Genomic DNA, 24,664 nt, shown 5'->3' on the forward strand with positions numbered 1-24,664 from the left:
GCTCGCACCCATCTCAATTCGCTTGGAGTATCCTAGGAGGCACTGGTCCTTCATCATCATAATTTATATTATTTAATTTTTTGGATTGATTTGAATTGTTTCGCCGAGTAAATCCTCATCGTCGTGTTCTTGTGAATATTCTTCTTGCAATTTCGTAGCCACTTCCTGCGCTGGATCTACTGCTACATCTTCAAAATTATAAAGTTCAGTTTGCTGATCTTCTTTAATTTGTTCAGCAATTTCATTGATTTGGTTGAACCCTTCAGGGTCTTGTTGTTCCAAATAATCAACACGATCGATTGCACGTTGATTTGCTTCTTTCAGATGCTCATCGTCATAAGTGGTGTCTAATTCTTCATCAAATAGACGGTGGTATTCTGAGCTTGTTACTTCTGCTAATTGTTCACGGATGATTTGTTCTAACTTAGCTCGATAGCTTTTACTTGAGCGGCGTAATACATCTGATTCTTTGACAATATCTTTTGCCGTAGTCGAAGCGCGATCAATAATTAAATCTGCTTCACGCTCTGCTTCAAAAAGAATTAATTCTGCTTCTTTACGTGCATTTTGTTTTAATCTTTCAGCAGCTTCTTGAGCTACTAAAATAGAACTATTTAATGATTCTTGTAATTGAGCGAAGTAAGCATTTTTCTCATGCGCTTGTGCTAATTGTTCCTTTAATCGCTCACTCTCTACTATCAGTTGATCGTAATCTGCCACAATCATATCTAAGAAATCATTAACTTGATTCGCATCATATCCTCTAAAACGTGAATCAAATTCTTTAGTTAAGATTTCATTCGGTGTAATCGCCATACTATCTCCCTTTCTATTCAAACTAAGTCCTTCTAATTATCGTTTCAATACATTAACCGTTAAATGGACATTATCCTTTTTTGTTCTTCCATTAATACTCTCAATCCAGAAACGGCCAAATTTACGTACTGAGATAATATCTTGTTCACTGACTTCAATATCTGGTCGTTCCGTCAACGTAAAGTTAACTTTTATATTTCCTTGTTGAATCAAATCTTTTGCACGCTGTCTAGAAAAATTATAGACATTGCTAATTAAAGTGTCAAGGCGCATCGAGCTCACAACAATGGACTCCGTTTCCCATTCTTCTTGGGATATCAACATTGATTCAGCAGGCATCTCTTCCAATCGAACTCCTACATTGCTAATTTTATCAATTGAATGGATTAAATACGTGCTTATTTCATGTTCAACAACGACTTGCCATTGCTCACCATCACTTATAATATCTCCAATACGGTTGCGATCAACTCCTTGAGACATCAATGTTCCCAATATTTTTCCGTGAGAAATATCTGCAAACTTCACAGGATAATGTAACTGTAAAAGTGTCAAACCGTAATCAACATCGGTTGGTTGATAATAATCTGGATAAATAAGACCTCGACGCCGTTCCGTCGCATGAATTCCACCGTAAAAGGCAATTTTAAAATCGCCATACTCTTCAACAATTTGTTGCGCAATCATTTGCTCGCGTGGTGTTAAAAAATGTAACAAGACAGGAACATAATGGTTATCTACTCTGTGTAACCCATCGTAGACCAAATCAATAAATTCGGCTTCTTCCGGCCGGTAATGTTGATAGACTTGTTCGTTCATCGAATCGACCGACTCACCAAGTTAAAGACCAACGTGATAAAGCCGCGTTGAACTAAATTTAAAACGAACAAGGCAATAATTACGTTAAAACTAATGCCACCAATTGATGGAATATAACGATCGAATATCCCGATATAAGGTTCAGCTAACTTCGATATTAACTTCCCTAAACTACTCTCTCTCGCTCCAGGTAACCATGATAATAACGCATATAAAACTAAAACCATGGAGTACGCTCTAAACAAATAATTAATTATGATCACTAGTTTCATTCGTAACTCCTTTCATTCCATATAAAATGAGGAGGAAGCGAATGCTTCCTCGCTAAGTTAAATTAATTACGGTGACGTTTTCTGAAAAATGGCGGAGTATCTAATTCTTCGGAATCATTCACTTCGCTCGGTTGTTGGTTTACATGAGATGGAGTAGATTCAAACTGGCGCTCTGTTGGTGCTTCAGCTTCAATATCACTAATATCTCGTGTACTTTGCTCTCGGTTAATTTCCCAGTCGCTGAATAAATCACGTTCGGGACGTTTTTCACGAGTATAATTAGTATTCGCATTAGATTCACGTTGTCCTGCTTCACTTGTGCGTTGAGGTTGGCCTGTTGCTTCTTTTGAACCAAATGTTCGACGAGGCTGTTTTATAGAATGACTCGTATCAGACTTTTCATGCTCAATACCCGTTGCGATGACTGTGACAACAACTTCATCTCCGAGTTCTTCGTTAATTGACGTACCAAAGATAATGTTTACATCACTACTTGACGCATTTGCAACAATTTCACTTGCATCCTGTGCCTCATATAGACTTAAGTCTGCGCCGCCCGTAATATTTAATAGAATTTGCTCTGCTCCATCGATTGATACTTCTAATAATGGAGAAGAAATAGCTTTTTTCGTTGCTTCAGCTGTACGATTTTCACCAGAAGCTTGACCAATTCCCATTAATGCGGTGCCTTGATCTTTCATAACAGTTTTGACGTCAGCGAAGTCTAAGTTAACGTAACCTGGTGAAGTAATTAAATCAGAGATTCCTTGTACACCTTGACGCAGCACGTTATCTGCTTCACGGAATGCTTCAAGCATTGGGGTCTTGCGATCAACAATCTCTAACAAACGATTATTGGAGATAGTCACCAGTGTATCAACATTCTCTTTTAAGTTCTTAAGACCTTCTGCAGCTGCACGACCACGTTTTGGTCCTTCAAATGTGAATGGACGTGTAACAACTCCGACCGTCAATGCGCCTAATTCTTTAGCAATTTTCGCTACAACGGGTGCGGCACCTGTCCCAGTACCACCACCCATTCCTGCTGTAACAAAGACTAAGTCTGCGCCTTCAAGTGATTTGCGAATTTGCTCTTCACTTTCTTCAGCCGCTTTCAGACCGATTTCTGGTAGCGAACCTGCACCCAGTCCTTTTGTAATTTTTTGACCTAATTGAATTTTAGTATCCGCATTGGATAAATTTAATGCTTGTGTATCGGTATTCGCTACAATAAACTCGACACCTTGGACGTGTTCTTCAATCATACGGTTAACCGCATTGCCGCCTGCTCCACCGACACCAATTACTTTAATATTTGCGCCATCGTGATTTAATGTTGTATCGAACGATAATTCCATCTCAATAACCTCCTATGTAGTTACTTAACTTATTAATCAAAAAATGTATTGAAATAATTACGAATTCGTGCCATAAAATTATTTTCATCTTTCGGGTAGGATTCTTCTCGGTAGTAGTTATCTCGATAATCATTTGATTCTTCCACCGGACCTCTTACTGAAGATGACGGATAAGCATTATAATCTTGATATGGGTACTGCTCATCTCTAACTTGATTCTTTTCTCGTTGACCAAATAAATTAGGGAAACGATTTGTCAATTGCGAACGGTTATCCTCAGCTGAGTTTCGTTGTTCATATTCAGATTCCGCAGAGAAATAATCATCATCACGCCATGTTTGAGCGTGAGACTGTTGGGAAGATGCCGCTGGTGTCGAACGCCCTACAGGCCCTTCCATTTGTCTACTTTGCGCATAAGGTGGGTGCATCTCTTGGTTTGAGTATGCAAGATTTGAATAAGTTCCTTGAGCGATTCGATGAATATCATCAAGTTGAGCTACGTAATTAATCAACCCTAGGCTCGTTGCATAAATTGGATTACGCATTCCCATCTCATCAGGAATAAAGACGCGAATTTGATTGCCGAAGTAGCGTTTCGCTAACTCAACGACACCAGGTAGACTTACACCACCACCGGTCATTACAAACCCTCCTGGCAAATCTAAGCCATCTACGCGTTGAAGTTCGTCATGTAGCGTTTCGAAGATTTGAACCATACGTGCCTCAATAATTTCAGCTAAGAAATGTTCATCGACACGTACCGGCTCTTTCTTTCCGACCGTTTCAACAGGAAAATACTCTTGATCTGAGGTGTCAGCACTGACTGCATAACCATATTCACGTTTAATGCGTTCAGCACTTTCAATTGAGGTGTTTAAAATAATTGAGATATCTTTGGTAACGAAATCCCCACCCTCTTGATCTACCATCGTGTATTTTAATTGGTTATCATGAATAATCGATGCAGTGGTCTGTCCACCACCCATATCAATAATTACCGTACCGAACTCACGTTCATCGCGTGATAAGGCAACGGATGCAATGGCTTGGGGTTGAACTACCAATTCTGCAATCTCAAGTCCTGCTTTTTGTACACAGCGTCTAATATTATGAATAATTGTGCGGGGTCCTGTTACAAGTCGAGCATATAATTCTAATCGGACACCGAGCATACCTCTTGGGTCTTTAATTCCATTGAAGCCATCCACAATAAATTCTTCTGGAATAATTGAAATAATATCGCGCTCAGGCGGTACTGAACGTACCTTTGCTGCTGAAATAACATTATCCACATCACGATTGGTGATTTCACGGTTTTCGCTAGCCACTGCAACCATTCCATGACATTCTTCAATCATAATTTGGTTACTTGGTACACCTACAATCACTGAACGAATTTGATAATTCGCTTTGCGTGATGCTTGATCTACTGCCCTTTGAATGGAATAGACAGTTTCATCTATATCAACAATAACACCTCGGCTTAACCCGCGAGATTTTTCATTGCCGACACCAATGATGTTAACAGATCCATTAATATATTCCGCTACAACTACTTTAATTGAAGTTGTCCCGATATCTAAGCTCACAAAAGTCTCATGTTGTCGCATCGAGGGAGCCTCCTTAATCTAGTTCATATTCTTATATATCTTAGCATAATCAACATTCCATTAGAAGAAGAAACCATTATCGACATAGAAATCTAATAATAGTTATCTTTATTAATGGAACTTTAGTGTTAATTGGTTTTATTCGAACGGTGTAAAATAAGCGCCCACTTCTAAATTAATAATTCCCGTACGACCTTCCAATTGATTTAAAATTTTGGGGTAATGTTGTACTTTTTGAGCAAACGTTGAAGCAATAGCCATAATGATATTGCCATCTTTCATTTGAACTTCAATCCCCTGAGGTTTATTAATATCCGTGGATGCACGAATATTTTGCATTTGCGCTAAAATTTCTGGCGGTATTTGTTCTAAACTCTCAGCAATTGTTCGTAATTCACCAGTATTATTAAATCCCTCAAGTATCGGTAACTTATCAGCAGCAACGGCTAAATCCAGTTCCGGTCTTTCTGTGCTGATTACCTCGCCACTCGAACTCACTGGATAGAAATTAGAATTAATCTCTGTTAACCCTACGAAACGATGTTCACTTACTTTTATATTTAATGCCGATCCATTAGGACGTTCAAACGTGACGGATTCAACCATTGGATTTTCCGAAACAATGACCCGTTCAATCGCTTCACGTTGACGGAATACTTCTTTCACCCGATCAAAAGGTTCAATTCGTGACGATTGTTGAATTAATGCATCAACAACTAATTCATTACCCGATACCGTGACTTGATTAACAAATTGATAAGGGTTTATTTTAATTCCATTTATCATAATCATTATTAATAAAAATAGGTAAACTGCACCTGCTTTTACAATCCCTTTTGGATAGGGGTCTCGTCGTCCTCGTTCTAATTCTGAGTCGAACCAACGCTTCAACTTTTCTATTTTAGAAATACGTTGCACGTGTGAATGTGGGGTCTTTTTTCGAGAGTTAAACGATGTTGACCTAAAACCTTGCAATGATGCTTCATTGCGCCAAGGTTGAAAATCATCGAAATGATAATGCGTGCGCTCATAAGGATTAAAATTTCGTTCTCGAGGCTGTTGAACACGCATATCCCATTCTTGTCTGCGTGCAGGGTGTCGCATTGAAATTACCTTGTTTTGCGAAGGGCCAGAGGTATTCAATGAGGTACGATGGCCAAAAATAGAGTGATTTCCTTGATTATTGGACGTATTAAAATTAAATCGTTCTTTTGAATCGTACCTCATCTCTATACCTCCTCTCATACTTTCGCATCATTCTACTTAACTAATTTTTCAATTTCAACTACTAGTGCATCAATCGCATCTGGTTTCCCCAAGTTTTTGGCTTTTTCAGACATTTGTTTGAGCTGACTTGGTGATGCCATTAATTCATCAATTTGCTCCTTAAGTGTTTGAGCCGTTAAATCTTTTTCCTCAATCATTACGGCGGCTTGCTGATTGACTAATGCTAAAGCATTTTTTACTTGATGATTATTTGTTACATAAGGACTTGGGATTAAGATACTCGGTAGACCCAAAGCAGTAATCTCCGCTAAAGTTGTTGCGCCACTTCGTGATACAATCAAGTCAATTTGATTCATCAAGCTCGGCATTTGGTCGATATAGTTTATAATTTTAACATTCGCTGGCACCGTCACCTTACGCTCAGCTAAATATTGGATCCATTCATCATAATGGACTTTCCCAGTCCCAATAATGACTTGATATGGTGCAGAAGCAAAAGCTTCTACTGATTCGATTGCTGCTTGGTTAATTGCGGGTGCACCCCGACTTCCACCAAAGATTAAGACCGTGGCCAAATCCGGGTTCAACCCAAATTGTGAGGTTAAACGATCTATTTCACTCACTTTATCCAATACCTCTTGTCCTCGTGGATTTCCAGTATAGACTAATTTTTGCGGATGCTGAGCAAAATCTCGGTGTACTTCTTTAAAAGAAGTCGCGATTTTATCAACTTTACTCGCTAAAAATTTATTTGTCACACCCGCAACACTATTTTGTTCATGAATTAAGGTTGGGACCTTCAGCTGAGTGGCTGCCCAGAGTACAGGTCCACAAACAAATCCTCCAGTTCCAATCACAACGTCGGGATTAAAGTCGCGAATCATTTTTTTAGCTTTATGCGTACTGTTGAGCATTTGGAAAATAACCTTAAAGTTGCTCAATGTTAATTTACGTTTAAACCCAGAAATCTCAATCGTTTTAAATTGAATATCTGGATGTTGTTTTAAAATCTCAGATTCGAGTCCTTTTGCTGTTCCTATAAAAAGGCACTCTAATTCTGGGTAACGTCGTTTAAGTTCTTGATAAACAGATAGACCAGGATAGACGTGTCCTCCTGTTCCACCGCCACTTAGTACAATACGTTTTATTGTCATAAATTAATTCTCCTTTTTATAAGGCTGTTGCTTTAGTAAAGCCTTGACTGTTTTTACAAAGCAATCCCCTCTTTGTTCAAAATGATCGAATTGATCCCAACTCGCACAGCACGGAGAAAGTAAAATAACCTCTCCCGCTTGCGCATCATAGTAAGCTTGTTCTGTTGCTTGTTCAAGGTTATCAAAAAGGCGCACTTTAACCCCTGGGAGTTTATCAAAGGTCTCTTTCATCTTATGCTTTGTCTCTCCATAGAGATATGCACTTTGAATTTTCCCAGCATACGGTATTAATTCATCAAATCCATTACCGCGATCTAATCCGCCACCTATATAGCGAATGGGTTCTTTGAAGCTCTTTAATGCCGTAATTGTTGCTGTAATATTTGTTGCTTTAGAATCATTCACAAATGTACGGCCTGCTACTCGCTCGATGACCTGGATTCGATGTGCAACCCCTGTATACTGATTGATAACATCTGCAATGAGTTGTAAATCGAGATCTTTTAATTTCGCAACAGCAATGGCAGCTAAAATATTTTCCAAGTTATGCTGCCCAGGTAATTGGATGTGTTGAGTAGACATCACATATTCACCTTGATAATAAATCGCTTCATTCTCAAAGTAGACTCCCGTTTTTCGAACGACATCATCAATACATTGGACACTAAATGGAATAAGTATTGCTTGAGTTCCACTTTCTTTAATTAACTGAGTTAATTCACCTTGATCATAACGATAAATTAAATAGTCATTCTCCGTTTGGTTTTGGGTAATTTTTAATTTTGCTTGAATATAATTATCACGCGTTTGATGATAATCCAGATGTGCTTCATAAATATTACAAATAATCGCAATATGTGGGTGGAATTTTTGCGTTCCCTCTAATTGAAAACTCGATAACTCCATTACCAATTGATCTTTTGGGTTAAGATTATCAACTTGTGATAGCACCGGAATGCCAATGTTGCCTGATAAGTAGGTTTCAAATTGGTCACTTGCTTTCAACAAATTGTAAATCAATTGGGTCGTTGTCGTCTTACCATTACTCCCTGTAATACCAATAATATCGCCTGATGCGATCCAACTCGCAATTTCTACATCAGTATAGATTGGAATATTTTTCTTTTTTGCCGCTTGTATAATATCAATTGAATAAGGAATGCCAGGATTCTTTATAATATAGTCCCACGGTTGTTCCAATAACGACAGCGGGTGACCGCCAGTCACGAACTTAACACCTTGTCGAATTAAAGCGTCGACCGATTCGTCTTCAATTAAATTTCCTCGGTCATTGACCGTGACATTGGCCCCTTTTTGAACAAGAAATTCCGCCACAGATTGCCCTGTCATCGCATAACCGATAATTAATATGTTTTTTTGATCAAACAATTCCTGGTTCATTCCGTCTACTCCCTTATTTTATGTAAAAAGAATCAATGAGATAATCGCACAAATCACACCAACACTCCAAAATACGTATACCACTTTCAATTCGCTCCACCCTGACATTTCAAAATGATGGTGGATTGGGCTCATTTTAAAGACCCGTTTACCGGTAGTTTTAAATGAAATTACTTGAATAATCACACTTAACGTCTCAAGTACAAAGACAAGACCGATTAATAATAGGCTCCAAGGTTTATTTAAAACAATCGAGATAACTGCGAGTCCCGCACCTAGCGCCAGAGATCCCACATCCCCCATAAAAATCTTCGCTGGTTTAACATTGTAAATTAAAAATCCACTTAAAGCCCCTACCACAATCAAGCAAATTAAAGCAATATCAAAATAGCCATGCGATTTCGCAATGAAATAATAGGTGAGATAGGCAATAATATTCAATCCGGTAGCTAAACCATCTAAGCCATCTGTTAAATTAACCGCATTTGAAAAACCTGTAATCCAAACAAACATAAAAATTGTAATTAAAAAGTAATTTTGGATATTAAAAGCAAATAGAGGAATCGTTATTAATTGCTGTGTCAGCCAACCTATCAAAGCAATAATCCCCGAGAAGGCAATTTGAGCTAAAAATTTCTGACGTGCGGTCAGGCCTTCATTTTTTTGATGGAAAACAGCAATAAAATCATCGATAAAACCGATACCACCAAATAACAAGAGTGCTAACCATACCATCCAAAAAGAACCGTCAAAATATCGTGATAGTACAGCAAAGATGAGTGATAAAACTAGAGAAACTAGAATAAAAACGGTCCCTCCCATTGTAGGTGTTCCTGTTTTTACTTCATGCCAACTTGGCCCCTCTTCTCGAGTCACTTGGCCAATTTTTTTATTCATAAATAACTTAATAAAAAATGGAACAAAAATAAGGCTTAAAAAGGCACTTGAAATTACTGGTATTAAATCTTTCATCGTTATGTCTACCCCTCACTTTTCGATAATTTATCTTGAATAGTTTGCCGGACTACACTCGCTTCATCATATGGTAAATACTGGTTTTCAATTACTTGATATGGTTCTCCACCCTTACCTAGAAATACTAAGATATCATTCGTTTGGGCTTGATCCACAGCGAATTGAATGGCTTCTTTTCTATCAACTACAATATGATAGGCTTTATCATTGTGAGAGCCAATCATCTCCTGACAAATTTTCGTCACATCTTCATAACGTGGGTTATCAGCTGTTAAAATAACAAGGTCACTATACTTAAATAGTATATTACCCAATTCAGGCCGAGCTTCACTGTCACGATTCCCTCCACTGTGACCCATCAACGTAATAAGACGTTGATTATCCGATTTATGTGCTACTAATTCACTAAGTACACGTTCCAAAGCATCGGTCGTATGGGCAAAATCAACAATCACCTCATAAGGTTGACCCTCTTGAATGGATTGCATTCGACCAGAGACCCCTTCAAAGTGTTGCATCATTTCAATCACTTTAGTGACATCATAATCATAATAATACACTAAGCATAAACAACTCGCTAAAAAGTTTGAAACATTATAGCTCCCTCGCACTGGAATCATCACTTCGTAACTTTCTCCTTGGAATTCCATCACAAAATCTGTGCGTCCCGATGAAGAAGTAATCGAGTGCGCATAAGCTGTTGCACCCTTATCTTGCAAGCTATACGTTACAATATCCGCCGAAGTTACAGCGCTCATCAGTTCACCCGCACCATCATCTTGATTAATAATTGCCAGAGGCGCTCTACCAACATTAAATTGTTGACCTAATTGACTAAATAGAAGACTTTTCGCTTGAGCATAGCCATCCATTGTTTTATGGAAATCTAAATGCTCACGTGTTAAATTCGTAAAAATAGCACAATTAACCGATGTATACCATAAACGTCCTAACATTAATGCGTGAGAAGAAGCTTCGAGTAAAACATCTTGACATGATGCTTCAACCATTTGATGATACATCTGTTGTAAACTTAATGAGTCGGGTGTCGTATTAATCGCTGGTAAAATTTGCTGATCAATCTTATATTGCACCGTCCCAATTAAGCCCGTCCGATGTCCTATTCGCTCAAGCATAAAATTAATCATATGCGTAATGGTCGTTTTACCGTTGGTTCCGGTAACTGCCACCACATCCATTTTCTTTGAAGGTTCTTGATAAAATTGATTCCCCAAAATTGCCTGAGCCTTTACCGTTGATGGAACATGAACGATGGTCGCATTTAAGCTCTCAATATTTTTAGGTTTCTTTTCAACAATTATCAACCGTGCGCCTGCTTCAATCACTTCTGCTAGAACTCGATGACCATCAAATTGTTCTCCTTGAATCGCAATAAAACCACACCCTGGTGTTATTTTTCGGGAATCATTCGTTAATGATGTCACCGATTCATCTAAAGCAATATCTTTTAATATAGTATAGTTATAAAGTGGCTTTAATAATTCCGTTTGATTCACTATCAAGTCTCCTTATCTGTCTTAGTTATTTAATAACACATAATCTACGAACGGTTTAAAGACCTCGGCTAAAATCTGACTTCCCATACGTCCTTGGTTATTCTCGGGACGCTTCAAGGTCAAATAAAGCATATATTCTGGTTGTTCTGCCGGGAAAAATGATACGACCGAAAAATAGTAATCATTAGGCCCCGCCAAATAGCCTGCTCCCGTAGGATTAGCAATTTGAGCGGTCCCAGTTTTAGCCGCGATACGTACATTCGGCATTTTAAAATCTTGTGCCGTACCATACGGTTGTTCTACAGCGTCCATTAAAATATCCAAGATATGCTGCGCGGATTCTGGGCGGATCATTGTTTTTATTTTCTGCGTTTCATAATCCGACGTGTCGCTGCCATAGGCATATTGAATTTTTATAATGTCTCCTTGGTTACCGATCATTGAATAAGCTTGCATCAATTGAATCGGAGTGGCAGATATTGCTTGTCCAAAGCCTGACATATAGACAGAAACTGGATTATCAAAATCGATAAAGCCAGTATTTTCACCTGGCAAATCTGAATGTGTTGATTGTCCAAAGCCTAATTCTTCTAAAGTTTGCTCCCAGCTTTCCAATCCCATTCGGCGGACCAATTCCACCATAGACACGTTACTTGAGCGCGCGAGCGCTTCATCGAATGGAATTTCTCCCCAACCATATAAATTATAGTCTTTGACGACGGTATCTTCAATCTCGATTGATCCAGTCATAACAAGCTCGTTAGGTTGATAAATATTTCGGTCATAGGCGATACTTTGTGTCAAAATTTTCAAAGTAGAACCTGGCTCATAGGCTTCACTCACAAATTGTCCTTCCCAGTCTTGGTCAATGCCTTCTAACGTATTTAAATTGTAAGAAGGGCGCTGTCCAGCAGAAAGTAATTTGCCTGTTCCCAACTCGACAAGATAACCACTTATCAGTTCGGGTTCATATTTTTCATAAGCCGTCGTTAACAGTTGCTCAAGGTGATTTTGTAACTGACTATTAAGTGTTAAATAGACATCGCGTCCGCGCAATAGCTTTTCATGAGTCTGCATCAAATAAAAATCATCAATACCGCTCAATTGATCATTAAAAGCAGCTTCTACACCACTTTTACCGACTCGAGTTCGGACAGCCTCACCATTATACAAATATTGCTCGTCTTCGGATAAATAACCAATAAGATGTGAGGCAAAATAATTATTGATATATTTCCGTTGCTGATTCTCATAAAAGCCTAGTCCCGAAAACCCTTCGGATTCGATTGATTCCTTCAACTCTCGTGAAATGTTTTTTCCAGCAGGACCAAACTCTACTTGAACAACATCTTCGGTTTGTAAAATATCATAAATCTCTTGTGCACTCATATTTAAATGTTCACTCAACATGTTTGCCGTTTCTATCGGACGACTAACGGTTGATAACCCCTCATTATCAACAATTGCAAAAAGCGAATAGGAAGTAGCATCAATGGCTAAAGGAACCCCATTTTGATCATAAATCGTTCCTCTAGGTATATCATTGATACTACTTCCTACTATAGATGACATCGATAGTTCCGTTAAATCGATTCCATTTGTACTTTTAAATATCCCGAGTTGCACAAAACGTCCCATCACGATAAGTGCCATTACAACAACGATAAAAATATGGTTTAATAAAAACTTATTTGAAGTATTGTTATCTATTCTCATAATCTAATTCCTTAACTCGTTCGCTACTAATTGACATTCCTTCGCTTTCGGCAGATGCTTTAATCGCTTCGTAATTGTATTGATCCACCATTAAACTTTGATAATGTTTAATTTGAGAAATCTGTTTTTCATTTCGAGCTTCAATTTGCTCAATCGCATGATTTATTTTACGAACTTCGAATTGGGTGGTCATCGCAAGGACTAATAACACCCCACAAATTAAAGTTGTTAAAGTATAAATAAGATACAACCAGCGCCGTTGCAAAGATAGGACGTCGCTTGATGAAGGTATCGTGTAATCGTCATTGGCTGGTATCGGTTTTCTCGCTAAACTCCCAGAATTCGTATATTCTGGCGTTTCATAATGCGAATATTTTTTTACAGCAGTCATGACTTTCACCTACCTTCCTTCATAACTCTTTTATGCTCGAATACGCTCGAGTACCCGTAGACGTGCACTTCTTGCCCGTCGATTTTGCTCTAATTCATCTTGTGTCGCTTCAATGGGTTTTCTTGATACCATTCGATATTTTGGCAACAATTCTTCTGGAATCATTGGCATATTTGGCGGTGTCTCAGGCATCGCACTCAATTCTCTGAAATAACCTTTTACAATGCGATCTTCTAACGAATGGAATGAAATAACCGATATACGTCCGCCCTCTTTGAGTAATTGAACAGCAGCTTCTAGTGATGCTTCTAAGACACCCAATTCATTATTTACCGCAATGCGAATCGCTTGAAATGTTCGTTTCGCAGGATGCCCGCCTTTACGTCGCGTCGCAGCAGGAATCGCTTGTTTAACAAGTTCACTTAACTCTAATGTTGTATCAATTGATGCATTTTTACGTGATTCGACAATTTGACGTGCAATCCGCCCTGAAAATCGTTCTTCTCCATATCGACGAATAATCCGACTCAATTCCGACTCTGACCATTCATTAACAATTTGATGGGCATCTAGTGCTTGTGATTGATTCATTCGCATATCCAATCGGCCTTCGTGTTGGTAACTAAAACCACGTTCAGCAATATCAAATTGTGGAGAAGAAACACCTAAATCGTAGTAAATGCCGTCGACTTGATTGACACGATATTTTTCTAGTTCATCTTTTAAATTTGAAAAATTACTATGAATTAGCGTAACACGCCCTCTTTGAATGTCGTCAGCTAAGACTTGCTTTGCATTTTCTAATGCTGTCAAGTCTTGATCAAACGCATAAAGATGTCCCTCTTCATCCAGTAGACTCAATAAATATTGGGCATGACCACACCCGCCCAAGGTGCAATCCACATAAATCCCATTAGGTACAACATTTAATGAATCAATCGTCTCGTGTAATAGGACTGTCTCATGATTAAAAGTCATTAAAACTCCTCCATTACAATCCAAAATCAATCATATCTTCAGCTAATGATTCAAAATCATCTTCCATATCTGCCGCAAAAGCTTCCCAAACTTCACTGCTCCAAATCTCGATTCGATCTGATACGCCGATCACGCGACAGGACTTATCGATTTTAGCGAAATCTATGAGCGTTTGCGGTAAATTAATTCTTCCTTGTTTATCGACTTCTACCTCAGTGGCAGCTGAATAGAAAAATCGAGTAAATTTTCGTGCATCTTTTTTAGAGAGAGGTAATTGTTCAAGTTTCTCTTCAACTTTCGCCCAATTTTCTAAAGGATAACCGAACAAGCAGCCATCCAATCCTCTCGTTACAATAAAACTATAACCTAAATCTTGTCTGAATTTGGCCGGCATAATTAAGCGACCTTTCGCGTCAATATTATGCTGATATTCCCCGATTAACATCGCTAATTATACCTCCTCCAGTTTAAGATACATAAAGTATACCACATCCCCCCACAATCTACCACTTTAAATCCATTTTTCTCCACAAAAAAACACTTCGCATTTCGCAAAGTGCTTTTCGAATTTTTATACTATAAAATAAGTGATTACCCTCAAGATAATTAAGGATATTAAAAATATCGAGAGTAGAAAGAAGGCTAGTTTACTCGCTTTAATACTATATTTTTGCAACGAAAAATAGTCAATAAATCGAACATAATCATACAAGTGAATCGCCAAAGCAAAAGATACCATCAACAAAACATAGTGGATAATACTAAAGCCATAAATCAATTTTGATAACAGTACAATATTCACGATCCAAATTGGAATCAGTAACATGGCTAAAGTCACTTTAAACGGAAGTCCTGTCGCTAATTCTCGGCGAAAATAGGAATGAACGATATAAATAATAATAGGGGGCAACAGATAAATTAGTAGCTCAGAAAGCTTAAATGGACTGGTCACGTTATTCCCTCATTTCCTCTTAGAGAGACTAACATTACTGGACAAAGTCAATAATATGACGCCAAGTATCCGTATTAACAACTTCCCAGAAATGTCCATCCCCGATGCCAGCATACCCAATAAACAATCCTACAATGAAAAAAATAATTACCAGCAACAAAATTAATATTACAAAGAACGTTACTTTCGATATATTTTTCCAAACAGAATCTTTCAACGTAGTCTGTTCCATTGGTATCACCTCATTTTTAATTATTTTACAATTCGTCTAAAGCTAGATTGGATTGTTTGCTTCAGACGTTGGATTGGAGAAGGATTCCGTCGCATCAATTTATTAGTTCCAATTGTATCTAACATCACACCCGTACCGATAGCCACGCATTGCATCGGCTGGTCTGAAGCAATCACTGATACTTCTAATTCATTTGACAAATAGTCATCGAGTGACCGAATCAATGCTCCACCACCCGTTAAGATAATACCTCGTTCCATAATATCCCCCGCTAACTCGGGATTGACTTCTTCAATTAGCATTTTTGCATTGCAAGCAATTTTATCAATAATCGGTAAAATAGCATTGTATAAATCATTTGACGTTGCATTAATTGACATTGGTAATCCCGTTAATAGGTTGCGCCCTTTTACCGTCGCCGTAACGACCTCACTTTCCGGCACTTCGATTGCAGAAGCAATTTGAATCTTCAATTGTTCTGCAGAGCGTTCACCAAGCAATAATTTTCGCTGTTTACGAAAATAATCGCATACGGCTTCGTCCATATCTCGACCTGCCAGGGGTAATGTTTCACTCACGACAACCGAGCCATTTGAAATAATCGCGATATCAGTCGTACCACCGCCAATATCAATCACCATATGTCCCTCTGGACTATCAAGCGAAATGCCTGCTCCAATCCCAGCGACCTTCGGTTCAATATCCATAAAGACGCGCCCTGCTCCAGCACGTTCTACCGCTTCAATCAGTGCGCGTTCTTCAACTTCACTAATAACAGAAGGACGAGAAACTAAGACGTTTGGCTTGCTAAAGAAACTCGGACGATAAATACGTTGAAAGAACATGACGAGTAAAGCTTCCGTCCGCTCATAATCAGCAATAACCCCGCGTTCCAGCGGATAGACAATTTCATAGGCATTTCCTGTTCGGCCAATCAAATCATATGCATCGCGCCCAACAGCAACAATCTCTTGAGTATAGCGATCTACCGCTATTACGGAAGGCTCGTTTAAAACGACGCCACGACCTTTCAAATGTATCACAACATTTGTGGTCCCTAAGTCTATTCCGATTTCTTTTGCCATGGTAATCTCCTATTTAACCTCAGCTAGCGTGCGTTCAGCATGACGACTTCCAATTGGATTGATTTCAACACGCTCGATATCGGCTCCTAAAGCTGCTAATTTTTCATGGAACTTATAATATCCACGATCTAAATATTTCAATTCTGAAACACGCGTCAAACCTTTTGCAGTTAATCCTGCAATAATTAAGGCTGCAGCAGATCTTAAATCGGACGCTTTAACACTAGATCCGCTAAAATCAGCCGGACCGTACATAACGCATGTTTGACGATCAATCGTAAAACGTGCACCCATGCGTCGCAATTCTTCAAAATGCATAAAACGATTTTCAAAAACTGTTTCAGTAAGCACACTTGTTCCATCTGCAAGAAGTTGAGCAATCGACATTGGTGATTGTAAATCTGTTGGGAATCCTGGATAAGGCAGTGTCTTAACATCTGTCGCTTTTAAAGTTTTAGGACCCATTACACGAATGCCTTCAGCGTATTCTTCGATTTCAACGCCCATTTCGATTAATTTACTTATGAGTGGTTTATTATGTTCACGTAATGCGCCTTCTACAAATACATCTCCTTGTGTAACAGCTGCTGCAATCATAAAGGTTCCGGCTTCAATACGATCTGCAATAATCGCATGATCCGTACCATGGAGACGTTCTACACCTGTAATTTTTAGTGTTTCAGTTCCGGCACCTGTAATTTCCGCGCCCATTTTATTTAAGAAGTTGGCTAGGTCTACGATTTCTGGTTCACGGGCTACGTTCTCAAGAATCGTCACACCTTCTGCTAAAACAGCTGCCATCATAATGTTTTGAGTGGCACCTACACTTGGGAAGTCTAAATAAATGCGCGCACCTTTTAGCCGGGTCGCTGTCGCTTCGACATACCCAGCTTGATTATTGATTGTTGCACCGAGTGCTTCAAATCCTTTTAAGTGGAGGTCAATCGGACGTGTGCCAATTGCGCATCCACCTGGCATTGCTACTTTTGCATGTCCATAACGCGCTAATAATGGTCCCATTACAACAATTGACGCGCGCATCTTGCTAACAAAATCATAATCCGCAACCGTTCTCAATGTCTCAGTTGCGTCGATAGTAACGGTGTTTTCCGTTTCATTAAAGTTTACTCCAGCATTTAAATTACTTAATAATTCATTCATCAAGGTTACATCTGAAAGTACTGGAACATTCGATAATTCAGTTACACCTTCCTCTGCCAAGAGCGATGCAGCTAAAATCGGTAATACGGCGTTCTTCGCACCTTCAACTTTGACAGATCCTTCCAGGCGTTGCCCACCTTGAACAATAATCTCTTGCATTACAAAAAATCCCCTTTTAATCCCCTGTCGTTTTGGAGCGGACGAGAGAGTAAAATGTATAGTAGTTAATTGAGATAGGTTAACGTAATATTTTGAACCGTCTCAATGATCGATAATAAGAAAGTTGCGAGCCCTGATCCAATCGAAATACTAATCAGCCAGATCGCATATTGGGCGAATTCTTCTTTCTCCATTGGATAGAAGTGCTTTAAGTTAAAGTCTTTAAACACACTATAACTTAACAGGATACATACGAGATAAACTAAAAGTACTGCCATACCATATAGTGTTGTCATCGTTGCGCCCCTTTCTAATATATTTTCATCATAGCATAATTTACCCATCATGCAAACAAATAACTAGACTCTCATTGATTCCTAATCATTCAAAAAACCGTATTGATTCATTAAAATCAATACGGTTGATCAATACCCTCTATTTTTTTGTTTTTAAAATTCTCAATCCGTTGAGAATTACTAAGATTGTTGATCCCTCATGGAATACAACACCGGTTGGAAGATCTAACCAGCCAATTAAGTTCAAGACAATCAGAGCGATAATCACGCCGACTGCGAAAATAATATTTTGACGAATAATCCGATTTAAACGATGACTCAAGTCGTAACTATAGAAAAGTTTAAGTAAATCATTTTGCACAATCACAACATCAGAGGATTCCATCGCAACCGATGAACCACTTCCCATAGCGATACCAATATCTGCATTAGCTAACGCTGGCGCATCATTGATACCATCACCAATCATTCCTACAACGTGTCCTGCTTGTTGATCTCGTTGAACAAACTCTATTTTGTCTTCTGGTAAGCAGTTAGCATAATAATGTTCGATTGCAACGTGTTGCGAAACTTCTTTAGCAACCGATTCATTATCCCCTGTCACCATTTGGACATGGACACCGCTATCCGTAAATAGACGAATTGCTTCTGCTGATTCTTCACGGACTTGGTCTTGCAAGGTTATGAACCCTACTACTTGCTTTCCTTTTGCTACAAATACTGTCGTAAAACTTGATTCTAAATGTTCAGCAAAATGATCATAATCTTTATAATTTAAGAAGCTGCTTGGCTTACCAATAAGAATATCACCTTTTTTTAAGCCAGATCCTGCCACCTCTTCAACTTCTTGTGTCGTATTAACTTGGCTCAATGAAATATCTGAGAACGAATTTACAATTGCTTCTGCAATCGGATGGTTAGATTGCTGTTCCATATAGACTACTTCCGCTAAGATTGAATCCGCCAACTGGTATTCAACAACTTTAAAAACACCTTCCGTGATTGTTCCGGTTTTATCAGAGTAGAGAATATCCATCGTACTGAATGCTTCCATGGCTGCCCCACCTTTGAAGAGCACACCATTACGCGCACCATTCGAAATAGCTGATAGTGTAGCAGGTGTCGCCGAAGCAACCAAAGCACATGGGCTCGCTACCGTTAATAATACCATTCCCCGATAAAATGCGTCTTGGAAAGAATATCCTCGCCAGAAATAAAGTAAGGCTATAAAAAGCGGAACGACGGTCAATGTTGTAATAACGTATTTTGACTCAAAACGATCAATAAAACTTGAAATTTTAGAAGGACGTCCTTGGGCTTCCTCAACCATCCGAACAATATTTGAGAAGACGGTCTCATCATACGCGGTCGTCACTTTAAGATAAAATGCGTTCCCTTCATTGATAGTCCCAGCAAAAGCTGCATCTCCTTTTTCTTTCTCAATCGGAATCGATTCTCCGGTCAGAGCCGCTTCGTTTAGCATCGCACTTCGGTCAATTTCACCATCAATTGGAATTTGATCACCCTTCGAGACAACAACTACATCTCCAATTTCAAGCGAATCTGTTGGAACTTCTACCACCTCACCGTTGTCGAGGAGTTTCTGGGCCACTGAAGGAACATGTGACATCAATCCTACAATCGCACTGGAAGTTTTGTTCATTGCGTATTCTTCCAACATTTCTGCCGTTGCAAAAATAAAAAGTAGCATCGCACCTTCTGATTCATACTGAATCGCCATCGCACCAACGGCCGCTAATATCATTAGTAAGTCTACATTGGGTGATTTTTGTTCAATCGTCTCCACTAATGCATTCTTTGCGGCATAGTAACCTAAGAAAAACATCGAAACAATAAATACGGGTCGACTGAGACTAGAGTTCATCCCCGTTAAGATAAATCCAATTATCATCAGCACCGTTCCAATTAATAAAAATCGGCCTTCCTTATTTTTTATGATATAGCGAAACATAAAACGCACTCCTTATTTGTAATTGTTATAAATAATTATAGCATACAAATTAAAGGAGTGCATACAAAATACAAAGTTTCTTAAAGTTATTTTCTAATTATCTTGACTGATAGATCCGGCGTCCTTCTTTAATTTCCGCTAAATAAAAACCAGAAGAAGTTGGTAAAGACTGCCATGAAGCATCTTCTAATGATGCATCGTAGACCGCTTCATAGTCCTCAATCGATAATTTTTCTCTTTGGTTTAATTTTTGTTCAATTGTTAAATCCGCTATCATGTCAAGTGGTGGATTTACTACTTCTGCTGTAAACATTTCAGCAACGGCACCCGACCCATAACTGAACAAGCCAATTTTGTCATGAACGTGCAAATCTCCATGAATCAAAAGCGAAATTAAACTTAAAAATAATGACCCAGTGTAAATATTACCTACTTGTCGATTTAACCTTACAGATGCATCGTAACGTTCCAACCACTGATCAATTCGAGATGTCCACGGCTCAGAAAGTTGCGATTGCGCAGCTACCATCGCTTTGCGTCCCATTTTAGTAAATGGCGTATGGCAGATAAGCATCTGATATTGACTTACCGTATCTGGATAGCGTTGAATAATCTCTGCTAAGACTTCATGGAACATTTGTATATAGAGTTCTGTAGAGTATTTGCCATCTACGAGTGGATAAGGCTGGTCGTTAGGTCGCCAAAAATCATGTTCATTGTATGATTTTGCCACCGTTTCACGTTCAATATTTAATAACTGCGGATTCGCAGAAACGAGCATGGCGACGGCACCGGCCCCTTGAGTCACTTCTCCCCCTGTATTCAGTCCGTATTTAGCAATATCACTTGCAATAATTAATACTTTGCGATCGGGTCTTAATGCCACATAGTCACAAGCATTCAACAGACCTGCTGTGGCACCATAACAAGCTTGTTTAATTTCAAACGCACGAGCAAAGGGTTGGATTCTCAATAACTCCATTAAGAAAGTAGCTCCAGACTTGGAATAATCCACTCCAGACTCTGTCGCAAAAATAACTTGATCAATTTGTTCTTTATCTTCCGAAGTAAGTATTGGCTCAGCGGCATTCGCAGCCATCGCAATCGCATCTTCATTCGGCAATGCATAACTCATGCGATCTTGCCCTATCCCAATCGTAAATTTATCTGGGTCAACACCGCGTGTCTTGGCTAATTCAACCATATCGATATAATGATGTGGGACTGCTAAATTTATTTTATCAATTCCTACTCGCATTCTATCACCTACTTATTTTTTCTTATTTTATCTAAAAGTTGTGCTGCAACACGTTGATTGATTTCAGACTGTTGCATTAATAAGTGTACCATATCTGGTAGCTCTTCGGGTAGCGTACCTACTTGTAGAGCTGTCGAACGTGCTTGTAGTTGCATATGACCTGCTTGTATCCCTTCACTCACGAGTGCTCTTAATGCTGCAAAGTTTTGAATCAGACCGACGCTAACCATAACATTCGCTAGTTCTTTCGCCGAAGTAACATTGAGTGTTTTAAGCACTTGTTGACTTTGTGGGTGACTCGATAAAGTCCCCCCAACCGTCGCAACAGGCATCGGGATTGTTAACTCCCCTTTCAGTACTCCTTCTTCCGCATCATAGTTCCATTGACTTAATCCACGATATTGCCCGTCCCGACTCGCATGGGCATGAACTGCTGCCTCGATTGCTCGTGTATCGTTCCCCGTTGCTAAAGCGAGTGCCGTGATACCATTCATAATCCCTTTATTATGGGTTACTGCTCGGTACGGATCCAATTGCGCATAATGACTGACCCATTCGATTCGCTGCGCTAATTGTTCAGGTGAATATTGTTTTGATTTTAGCCGCTCGACGGGCACTTCCACCATCGCTTGCGTCAATGCTAAGTCTTGGTAATTCGACAAAATTGCCATAACAACCTCTGTATCAATTATCCGACTAACGTCCGGTGCCAATGCTTCAAGTACCGTATTTAATTGATTCGCCCCCATTGCATCCACCGGATCAAATGATAAATAAATCGTCGCGAATTCTGGTAAATCGTCCGGATATCCTTTGAGCCAAATATCAACTGGCCCTCCTCCATATGAGCGAATCGATTCACAGTATTGATTAGCTACTTCAACTAAATGGTCTTTATTTTTTTCTATTTGCTGTGTCATTTGTTCTAGATTATTTTCAGGGTGACACTTCATAATTATTTGACCAATAATTCGGCGTTCCTTTGTGGTCGCATCAATATTCCCTAAAATTTTACCCCCATTGCTGAGAGCCGCTACTACAGAAGGTTCCTCCGTAGCAAGTGGGACAAGATAGGCTTGATGATTGACCTGCACATTTAATCCCACTCCCAGAGGAACTGCATAATTGGTCAAGTAATTTTCAATCAGTTGACTCCCTTGCTCCTCACTTAACGTAGTGCTTTGAAAATCCTGGTGGGTAAGTTCTTTGATAATCTTGTTTCGCTCTGCGGTCGTCTTTTTATAGAATTTTGATAATAATTCACTCACGCTAGCCCTCCTTATCATCGTTTCGAATAAAAAACGAGCCACAAATAAATTATGGCTCGTTGTATCAATGATTCGTTTTATATTATTTTGTACCAAAGATACGGTCACCCGCATCACCTAGCCCAGGTAAAATATATCCATGTTCGTTTAATTTTTCATCCAATGCTGCGGTATAGATATCAACATCTGGATGAGCTTCCTGCAATGCTTTTACACCTTCAGGAGCCGCGACTAAGCAACAAAATGTAATATGTGATTCTGGAACTTGGTACTTATTCACTAATTGATTTAATGCAGCAATAGCAGACACACCTGTTGCTAACATCGGATCAACGACGAATACTCGACGCTCTTCAATATCTTGAGGGAATTTGGCAAAATACTCCACGGCTTGCAATGTCTCTGGATCACGGTACATTCCAATGTGCCCTACTCGAGCCGCAGGAACTAATTTTAAAATACCGTCTACCATTCCAAGACCTGCTCTTAATATTGGCACAACCGCCATTTTTTTACCGGCAATTTGTTTTTGTATACATTTTACCAGCGGGGTTTCGATTTCAACTTCTTCCAATTCTAAGTCACGTGTGATCTCGTATGCCATTAGCATCGCAATCTCATTTGTCACTTCTCGGAAATCTTTAGTTGATGTGTCCTTATCACGGATAATTGTCAATTTATGTTGAACCAGTGGATGATCTACTACTTGAAACTTTGCCATTTTAAATCCCCCTATAGTATTAAATTATTGATTGAACAGTGGGCGTCCATCCATCATATCGTGAACGCGCTGCTTAATTGATTCTAATTCAGATTCTTCTGCTTGTAAAGCCTCAATAATTAATTTTGCAATAACACGTGCTTCATCTTCTTTAATACCACGTGTTGTAATAGCTGGGGTACCCACACGAATACCACTTGTTTCCACAAATGATTGAGTATCGTTAGGGATTGAGTTTTTATTGACTGTAATGGCTACTTTATCAAGACGTTCTTGAGCCCATTTACCAGTGATACCCATACCAGTTACATCGATTAACATTAAGTGGTTATCAGTACCATTTGAGATAATATGTAGTGGGCTATCTTCAAAGACTTCAGCCATTGCTTTCGCATTCGCTTTAACTTGTTTTGCATAATCTTTAAATGCTGGTTGTAATGCTTCGTTAAACGCAACTGCTTTAGCTGCAATTACATGCTCTAAAGGTCCACCTTGAATACCAGGGAATACTGTTTTATTTAAAGCTTTCGCATGTTCTTTTTTCGCTAAGATTAAACCACCACGTGGTCCGCGCAATGTTTTGTGTGTTGTAGAAGTGACGACGTCTGCAAATGGAACTGGGTTTGGATGTTCACCCGTTGCAACAAGTCCTGCAATATGCGCCATGTCTACCATGTAGATTGCGCCGACTTCTTTAGCAACTTTACCAATACGCTCGAAGTCGATCTCACGAGAATAAGCACTTGCTCCTGCGATAATCATTTTCGGTTTAACTTCTCGAGCAATTTCTTCTAATTTATCGTAGTCAATCTGTTCTGTTTCTGGATCCAATCCATATGCGTACATATCATATGATTGACCTGAGAAGTTAACAGGTGAACCGTGTGTTAAGTGACCACCTTGAGATAAGTCCATTCCTAGTACTTTATCACCAGGCTCTAAGAATGTGCGATAAACAGCCATGTTGGCGCTTGAACCAGAGTGAGGTTGTACGTTCGCATATTCAGCTCCAAATAATTCTTTCGCTCGGTCGATTGCTGCTTGTTCAATTTCGTCAACAAATTCGCAACCACCATAATAGCGACGACGCGGATAACCTTCAGCGTATTTATTTGTTAAAATACTACCTTGAGCCTTCATCACTTCTGGAGATACGAAGTTTTCTGATGCAATCAGTTCAATCCCGTGAAGTTGACGGTCGTATTCCTTATCAATTAAATCAAAAACAAATTCATCTTTTTTAAAGCTCATTAATGTGCCTCCTACAATTTTTTGATACTCATAGTATACCACTTAATAAACCGTTTACAACCAAATCGCAATTCA

23 protein-coding genes are annotated in these 24,664 nt (G+C 39.1%); all 23 read right to left on the reverse strand.

The genetic code is table 11. The features are described from left to right. Positions 1-72 precede the first annotated feature (72 nt). The 23 genes from CYJ57_RS05150 to CYJ57_RS05265 all read right to left on the reverse strand — a co-directional run bounded on the left by CYJ57_RS05150 (position 73) and on the right by CYJ57_RS05265 (position 24,589). A complete protein-coding gene (locus tag CYJ57_RS05150) occupies positions 73-837 on the reverse strand; it encodes a DivIVA domain-containing protein (RefSeq protein WP_232217653.1) in 765 nt (254 codons plus the stop codon). A 15-nt stretch (positions 838-852) separates the two neighbouring features. After that, a complete protein-coding gene (locus CYJ57_RS05155) occupies positions 853-1,635 on the reverse strand; it encodes a YlmH family RNA-binding protein (protein WP_101954339.1) in 783 nt (260 codons plus the stop codon). After that, the gene (locus CYJ57_RS05160) at positions 1,632-1,907 is read right to left on the reverse strand and encodes a YggT family protein (protein WP_006701067.1); all 276 of its coding nucleotides are present in this window, start codon (positions 1,905-1,907) and stop codon (positions 1,632-1,634) included. Before CYJ57_RS05160 ends, CYJ57_RS05155 begins: the two co-directional genes overlap by 4 nt. A gap of 62 nt (positions 1,908-1,969) precedes the next feature. Continuing rightward, positions 1,970-3,265: a cell division protein FtsZ gene (ftsZ, locus tag CYJ57_RS05165; RefSeq protein ID WP_101954340.1), complete on the reverse strand. Its 1,296-nt coding sequence runs from the start codon at positions 3,263-3,265 to the stop codon at positions 1,970-1,972. Positions 3,266-3,297: 32 nt separating this feature from the next. Further along, a complete protein-coding gene (gene ftsA, locus CYJ57_RS05170; RefSeq protein WP_101954341.1) occupies positions 3,298-4,875 on the reverse strand; it encodes a cell division protein FtsA in 1,578 nt (525 codons plus the stop codon). A gap of 138 nt (positions 4,876-5,013) precedes the next feature. Then, a complete protein-coding gene (locus CYJ57_RS05175; RefSeq protein WP_180764399.1) occupies positions 5,014-6,102 on the reverse strand; it encodes a cell division protein FtsQ/DivIB in 1,089 nt (362 codons plus the stop codon). A 32-nt stretch (positions 6,103-6,134) separates the two neighbouring features. Beyond that, on the reverse strand, positions 6,135-7,256 hold the full coding sequence (gene murG, locus CYJ57_RS05180) for an undecaprenyldiphospho-muramoylpentapeptide beta-N-acetylglucosaminyltransferase (RefSeq protein ID WP_101954343.1): 1,122 nt from the start codon (positions 7,254-7,256) through the stop codon (positions 6,135-6,137). A gap of 3 nt (positions 7,257-7,259) precedes the next feature. Then, positions 7,260-8,657 (reverse strand): UDP-N-acetylmuramoyl-L-alanine--D-glutamate ligase, encoded by a 1,398-nt coding sequence (murD, locus tag CYJ57_RS05185; protein WP_101954344.1) that lies wholly within the window; start codon positions 8,655-8,657, stop codon positions 7,260-7,262. 18 nt (positions 8,658-8,675) lie between these two features. Beyond that, complete coding sequence (gene mraY, locus CYJ57_RS05190; RefSeq protein WP_101954345.1) at positions 8,676-9,629, reverse strand: phospho-N-acetylmuramoyl-pentapeptide-transferase; 954 nt, start codon at positions 9,627-9,629, stop codon at positions 8,676-8,678. 8 nt (positions 9,630-9,637) lie between these two features. Beyond that, on the reverse strand, positions 9,638-11,149 hold the full coding sequence (locus CYJ57_RS05195; RefSeq protein ID WP_006701060.1) for a UDP-N-acetylmuramoyl-L-alanyl-D-glutamate--2,6-diaminopimelate ligase: 1,512 nt from the start codon (positions 11,147-11,149) through the stop codon (positions 9,638-9,640). A 21-nt stretch (positions 11,150-11,170) separates the two neighbouring features. Continuing rightward, positions 11,171-12,865, reverse strand: coding sequence for a peptidoglycan D,D-transpeptidase FtsI family protein (locus CYJ57_RS05200; RefSeq protein WP_101954347.1), 1,695 nt, complete (start codon positions 12,863-12,865; stop codon positions 11,171-11,173). Continuing rightward, positions 12,852-13,256, reverse strand: coding sequence for a hypothetical protein (locus CYJ57_RS05205; RefSeq protein WP_040442826.1), 405 nt, complete (start codon positions 13,254-13,256; stop codon positions 12,852-12,854). Before CYJ57_RS05205 ends, CYJ57_RS05200 begins: the two co-directional genes overlap by 14 nt. Before the next feature lie 30 nt (positions 13,257-13,286). Further along, positions 13,287-14,234, reverse strand: coding sequence for a 16S rRNA (cytosine(1402)-N(4))-methyltransferase RsmH (gene rsmH / locus CYJ57_RS05210; RefSeq protein WP_101954348.1), 948 nt, complete (start codon positions 14,232-14,234; stop codon positions 13,287-13,289). Between the two features lie 13 nt (positions 14,235-14,247). Beyond that, positions 14,248-14,679, reverse strand: a complete 432-nt coding sequence (gene mraZ, locus CYJ57_RS05215; protein WP_101954349.1) for a division/cell wall cluster transcriptional repressor MraZ — start codon at positions 14,677-14,679, stop codon at positions 14,248-14,250. A gap of 541 nt (positions 14,680-15,220) precedes the next feature. Then, positions 15,221-15,418, reverse strand: a complete 198-nt coding sequence (locus CYJ57_RS05225) for a DNA-directed RNA polymerase subunit beta (protein ID WP_006701054.1) — start codon at positions 15,416-15,418, stop codon at positions 15,221-15,223. A 20-nt stretch (positions 15,419-15,438) separates the two neighbouring features. After that, positions 15,439-16,503, reverse strand: a complete 1,065-nt coding sequence (gene mreB / locus CYJ57_RS05230; protein WP_101954350.1) for a rod shape-determining protein — start codon at positions 16,501-16,503, stop codon at positions 15,439-15,441. 9 nt (positions 16,504-16,512) lie between these two features. After that, positions 16,513-17,823: a UDP-N-acetylglucosamine 1-carboxyvinyltransferase gene (murA, locus tag CYJ57_RS05235; RefSeq protein ID WP_101954351.1), complete on the reverse strand. Its 1,311-nt coding sequence runs from the start codon at positions 17,821-17,823 to the stop codon at positions 16,513-16,515. 65 nt (positions 17,824-17,888) lie between these two features. Next, positions 17,889-18,119 carry a DUF1146 family protein gene (locus tag CYJ57_RS05240; protein ID WP_006701051.1) on the reverse strand — a complete coding sequence of 77 codons (231 nt, stop codon included), beginning with the start codon at positions 18,117-18,119 and terminating at the stop codon, positions 17,889-17,891. Between the two features lie 139 nt (positions 18,120-18,258). Next, positions 18,259-20,091 carry a heavy metal translocating P-type ATPase gene (locus tag CYJ57_RS05245; protein ID WP_101954352.1) on the reverse strand — a complete coding sequence of 611 codons (1,833 nt, stop codon included), beginning with the start codon at positions 20,089-20,091 and terminating at the stop codon, positions 18,259-18,261. Positions 20,092-20,188: 97 nt separating this feature from the next. Then, positions 20,189-21,349, reverse strand: coding sequence for a hydroxymethylglutaryl-CoA synthase (locus CYJ57_RS05250; protein ID WP_101954353.1), 1,161 nt, complete (start codon positions 21,347-21,349; stop codon positions 20,189-20,191). Positions 21,350-21,357: 8 nt separating this feature from the next. Beyond that, positions 21,358-22,731 carry a hydroxymethylglutaryl-CoA reductase, degradative gene (locus CYJ57_RS05255; protein ID WP_101954354.1) on the reverse strand — a complete coding sequence of 458 codons (1,374 nt, stop codon included), beginning with the start codon at positions 22,729-22,731 and terminating at the stop codon, positions 21,358-21,360. Continuing rightward, the gene (upp, locus tag CYJ57_RS05260; protein WP_006701047.1) at positions 22,700-23,338 is read right to left on the reverse strand and encodes a uracil phosphoribosyltransferase; all 639 of its coding nucleotides are present in this window, start codon (positions 23,336-23,338) and stop codon (positions 22,700-22,702) included. Before upp ends, CYJ57_RS05255 begins: the two co-directional genes overlap by 32 nt. Positions 23,339-23,362: 24 nt before the next feature. After that, on the reverse strand, positions 23,363-24,589 hold the full coding sequence (locus CYJ57_RS05265; RefSeq protein WP_101954355.1) for a serine hydroxymethyltransferase: 1,227 nt from the start codon (positions 24,587-24,589) through the stop codon (positions 23,363-23,365). Between the last annotated feature and the right edge of the window lie 75 nt (positions 24,590-24,664).

It is taken from the genome of Falseniella ignava, from assembly GCF_002847645.1.
Lineage (GTDB): Bacteria > Bacillota > Bacilli > Lactobacillales > Aerococcaceae > Falseniella > Falseniella ignava.

Bases quoted from the DNA above. Each gene is read 5' to 3' on its own strand.
- CYJ57_RS05155 (WP_101954339.1), bottom strand. From the start codon at position 1,635: ATGAACGAACAAGTCTATCAACATTACCGGCCGGAAGAAGCCGAATTT.
- CYJ57_RS05160 (WP_006701067.1), bottom strand. From the start codon at position 1,907: ATGAAACTAGTGATCATAATTAATTATTTGTTTAGAGCGTACTCCATG.
- ftsZ (WP_101954340.1), bottom strand. From the start codon at position 3,265: ATGGAATTATCGTTCGATACAACATTAAATCACGATGGCGCAAATATT.
- ftsA (WP_101954341.1), bottom strand. From the start codon at position 4,875: ATGCGACAACATGAGACTTTTGTGAGCTTAGATATCGGGACAACTTCA.
- CYJ57_RS05175 (WP_180764399.1), bottom strand. From the start codon at position 6,102: ATGAGGTACGATTCAAAAGAACGATTTAATTTTAATACGTCCAATAAT.
- murG (WP_101954343.1), bottom strand. From the start codon at position 7,256: ATGACAATAAAACGTATTGTACTAAGTGGCGGTGGAACAGGAGGACAC.
- murD (WP_101954344.1), bottom strand. From the start codon at position 8,657: ATGAACCAGGAATTGTTTGATCAAAAAAACATATTAATTATCGGTTAT.
- mraY (WP_101954345.1), bottom strand. From the start codon at position 9,629: ATGAAAGATTTAATACCAGTAATTTCAAGTGCCTTTTTAAGCCTTATT.
- CYJ57_RS05200 (WP_101954347.1), bottom strand. From the start codon at position 12,865: ATGAGAATAGATAACAATACTTCAAATAAGTTTTTATTAAACCATATT.
- CYJ57_RS05205 (WP_040442826.1), bottom strand. From the start codon at position 13,256: ATGACTGCTGTAAAAAAATATTCGCATTATGAAACGCCAGAATATACG.
- rsmH (WP_101954348.1), bottom strand. From the start codon at position 14,234: ATGACTTTTAATCATGAGACAGTCCTATTACACGAGACGATTGATTCA.
- mraZ (WP_101954349.1), bottom strand. From the start codon at position 14,679: ATGTTAATCGGGGAATATCAGCATAATATTGACGCGAAAGGTCGCTTA.
- CYJ57_RS05225 (WP_006701054.1), bottom strand. From the start codon at position 15,418: ATGGAACAGACTACGTTGAAAGATTCTGTTTGGAAAAATATATCGAAA.
- mreB (WP_101954350.1), bottom strand. From the start codon at position 16,503: ATGGCAAAAGAAATCGGAATAGACTTAGGGACCACAAATGTTGTGATA.
- murA (WP_101954351.1), bottom strand. From the start codon at position 17,823: ATGCAAGAGATTATTGTTCAAGGTGGGCAACGCCTGGAAGGATCTGTC.
- CYJ57_RS05240 (WP_006701051.1), bottom strand. From the start codon at position 18,119: ATGACAACACTATATGGTATGGCAGTACTTTTAGTTTATCTCGTATGT.
- CYJ57_RS05245 (WP_101954352.1), bottom strand. From the start codon at position 20,091: ATGTTTCGCTATATCATAAAAAATAAGGAAGGCCGATTTTTATTAATT.
- CYJ57_RS05250 (WP_101954353.1), bottom strand. From the start codon at position 21,349: ATGCGAGTAGGAATTGATAAAATAAATTTAGCAGTCCCACATCATTAT.
- CYJ57_RS05255 (WP_101954354.1), bottom strand. From the start codon at position 22,731: ATGCGGGTGACCGTATCTTTGGTACAAAATAATATAAAACGAATCATT.
- upp (WP_006701047.1), bottom strand. From the start codon at position 23,338: ATGGCAAAGTTTCAAGTAGTAGATCATCCACTGGTTCAACATAAATTG.
- CYJ57_RS05265 (WP_101954355.1), bottom strand. From the start codon at position 24,589: ATGAGCTTTAAAAAAGATGAATTTGTTTTTGATTTAATTGATAAGGAA.